The 3863-nt window shown below is 51.2% G+C and carries 1 protein-coding gene; it reads left to right on the top strand.

Going from position 1 to position 3863, the window contains the following annotated elements:
* Positions 1 to 1932 precede the first annotated feature (1932 nt).
* A complete protein-coding gene (locus MXE41_RS12805) occupies positions 1933 to 3501 on the top strand; it encodes an ABC transporter substrate-binding protein (RefSeq protein WP_247100854.1) in 1569 nt (522 codons plus the stop codon).
* Positions 3502 to 3863: the final 362 nt, after the last annotated feature.

Raw genomic sequence — 3863 nt, forward strand, 5'->3', positions numbered from 1 at the left:
TTTCTGCCTTAAGAGAGTCTGTTCTGTCAAAGATTGTACCTGATTGATGATCATTGCCTGGACTGCGCTGTGCAGTCTTGCGGCCCCTGGGCTTGCTCTGCCTTCGTTGAGCGGCTGCTGCCCCACTTGTTCCTGAGGAAGATTCAGTACTCAAAAAGCCTCCAAAAGTTGAATGAAACTTTGTGCTGAGCGGCTGATGAACATACAGCCCGGCTGGTTCTGATACACCAGGTTCAGGTCTCTATGCAGCCTGGGGTACCAGTGGTTAGATTACCAGGAATATGAGCTTATAAACATGATCTGTATCTTGTTTTACGATATTTTCCTGAGCCATCTTTCATGGCTATAACAGCAGGTACATGCCGCTACAGTTAAACCCGGCCTAACAGTTTTCAAAGCAGCTGCGTTTGCTGTTTAGCATACAAGACGGCCACCTGAGACGGAGCTGATACGGGCAGCAAAATTGAAGTGCCTTATGGCACAACCGCTCTCCATACATAGTCGTCCTTTTGCCTGTGCCGAAGCTGGCCTGATGACATAAGCGTCATAGCCTGATCTGCAAATCATTTATTTAAAGCAGTCAAACCGGCCATGGATTGCTCATGCAGCTGAAACTACCGGCAATGGCTGAGTCTGGCAGATGCTCGACCAGTCCATGACTGGGCCTGGCTGGTGCACGACCTGGCCATGGCTGGGTCTGGCAGATGCTCGACCAGGCCATGACTGGGTCTGGCTGGTGCACGACCTGGCCATGACTGGGTCTGGCTGGTGCTCGACCAGGCTATGGCTGGTTCTGGCAGATGCTCGACTTGGCCATGACTGGTTCTGGCTGATGCTCGACCAGGCTATGGCTGGTTCTGGCTGGTGCTCGACCTTGCCAGGTAGGGACATGGAGGATGTCCTGCACTCTTGATCGTAATGAGCATATGTCAAGTCAGGGCAGCATATTGACGCCATTACTCATGACAGGCTCTGTCCTGATTGTTCCTTATTTATACGTCTGGTTCACATGTCTGTGGATACCTGCGGAATGGAGTGCGGATGCTCAGCAGGGAGGATGTGTGGTCAGCCATGCTGTGCCTGGCTTTGGCTGTGTCTGGCTTTGGGTTTGATGAATCATGCAGCTCTGGCAGCTGTTACAGCATTGGCGGGAGTGTTTCCGGGCGTATGGGCTGTGAGTTGCAGTGCCGATGCAGTGGGTATGCAGTTGTGCTGCACTGGTGCTGCAGTACGCATCATGTCCGGTGGTCGACAGTGAGTATAGTCTTGCAGTAAGTGCAGTGAGTCTGGTAGTGCAGTAAGCATTGATGCTGTTTAATAAACGCACAAATTTTGGGATGTGAGCTGACCTTTTCAGGGCAGGTGCCATAAAAGTGGGCAATTTGTGCATTTGCAGGTCTTTTGCAGATAAAAATGCGCAGGCCCTGCAGGAGGAGGTAGGCTCTGTCGCTTTATGCTCATGAAAAGCCCATTTACAGGCTATGCGTCTTATGAACTTGTGATTAAATTTTGTACCATGAGGCCTGCTGCCTGCCTTACGGGATACTGCTGTGGAGTATTGGGCAGGTACTGTGGGTATGGGGCACCACAATCCTGATAAACAGGCGCTGTGTTGAGGCCTGGCCTGATGGTGTGGCAGCTGCGGGCGACTGGCAGTGCCGGAGCTGAGCGAGTTGATGTGCTTTGTTCATTGAGGGAGCGGTCACGTCTTGACTGTCAGGCCGTTCAAACCTAAAAATAAAAGCATTCAGCAACAGCCAGCTGGCTGTGCTCAACGTTTTTCATGGGATTTTGTCCCTCAGACTGACTCCAGATCAGCATTTACTGATTCTGACTTGTTCCGAGGCTGCCCTACAGACGCATATAAGGCGCTTTCTGCTGGACAGATTCAGTTGTCAGCCTCGTGGTCACATTGCATAAAAAGGGTTTTTCATGAAGTTTTTCACCTCCAAGACCTTACTTGCCGCTGCCTTATCGGTGGTATTTGCAGCCGGCACTGTAGCCTCCGTTGCCAACGGCGCTCCAATGTCCCGCAAGGCTGAAGACAATCTCTTCTACGCCACCTCAACTGAGCCATTAGGCCTTGATCCTGCACTGGTTGATGACAACGACTCAGGCAACATGAACATCAACATGTACGAGTCACTGCTCAAGTTTGAGCACAACGGTACCGGCATTTTGCCAGCCCTGGCCAAGAGCTGGACCATCAGTGACGACGGTCTTGTTTACACATTCAAGCTCCAGGAAGGCGTCAAGTTCCATGACGGCACCCCATTTAACGCTGAGGCCGTAAAGTTCAACTATGACCGTCAGAAGCCTGAAAACCGCGTAGCCAAGATGTCCTACGCCGAGCTGGTTCTGGGCAATGTAGTTGAGACCAAGGTGGTTGACGAGTACACCGTTCAGATTACCTTAAAGGAGCGTTCTACTCCGTTCCTGCGCAATATGGCCATGGCCTTCGCCGCTCCTATTGCCTCCCCGACTGCTCTTAAGAAGTTCAACAACAACCTGATGGAGAACCCTGTAGGTACCGGTCCTTACAAGTTTGTAGCCTGGGACAAGGGCCAGCAGCTGATTGTTACCCGTTTTGATGACTACTGGGGCGAAAAGCCACCTGTACAGAACATTGTTTACCGCATCATGAAGGAAACTGCCGCCCGTGTAGTTGCTCTTAAGAATGGTGAGGTCGACATCATCAACGGTCTCGATGCCAACGTAATTGATGAGATCAAGAAGTCCGGCAACAAGGTCTTCCAGACTGAGGGCAATAACACCAACTATATGGTTTACAACTGCCGTGACGGTTACATAACTGCCGACCGTGATGTCCGTGAGGCTATTGCTCAGGCCATTAACGTTCCAGAGATGGCCAAGTCTCTGTACAAGGAGTACTCAACCCCTGCTCACTCCTTCTTCCCACCTCTTCTTGAGGGCTACGACAAGAACAATCAGGCCCCTAAGTACAATCCTGAAGCTGCAAAGAAGACTCTTGCCGCCAAGGGTATCAAGGAGCTGACCATTCTGACCTACTCCAACTCCCGTGCCTATAACTCTGTTGGCGGCCAGGTACTGGCTGAGGCCGTACAGAATTACCTGAGCAAGGTTGGTGTAAAGGTCAAGATTGACGTATACGACTGGGGTACCTTCAGGGCCAAGATCTTAACTGACAAGTGGGATCTTGCTTTCATCGGCTGGATTGGCGACAACGGTGATCCTGACAACTACATCAACATCCTGGCCTCACCTGATCCAATTGCCAACCAGGGCTTATGGCAGAACAAGGAGTTCATTGACATCATTAACAAGGCTACCAAGGTACCTGATGGCAAGGAGCGTACTGCTCTGTACAAGAAGGCTGATGCCGTTCTGTTAAAGGATGTAGGTGTTCTGCCAATCTCCCACGCCAAGACCATGGCTGCCTACCGTCCTGTAGTTGAGGGCCAGATCATTCACCCTCAGGGCCACTTCTACTTCACTGAAGTAAGCAAGAAGGCCAAGTAATCAGTCATAACAGGCAAGCCTGGCACCTACAGGGCAAAGTCTTATGACCGCCCACGGCCAGGCTAAGGCACAGTACTGATTAGCTGTCACCTCACATAGGCTCACCTGCTGTGAGGTAAATTAAGGAAAGTCCCTGCATGCTCCGGCATTGCAGGGACTTTTCTTTTACTGAGCACCACTCACACTTCACTGCCTGGTCCTGCCCTGCCCTGCCCTGCTCCGCAAGGTCCTGCCATGCGTACGTACTGTTTAAGTGTGGGGTGTAGATATTTCTACAAAAGCCTATAATTAAGCCATACCTTGCGACAGGGTAAAGTAGCTTTATCAGGCGCTTCTGGTGATCTGAACCGCACAGCGTTCTT

It is taken from the genome of Anaerobiospirillum sp. NML120449 (assembly GCF_023051105.1).
In the GTDB taxonomy this organism is placed as follows: Bacteria; Pseudomonadota; Gammaproteobacteria; order Enterobacterales; family Succinivibrionaceae; genus Anaerobiospirillum.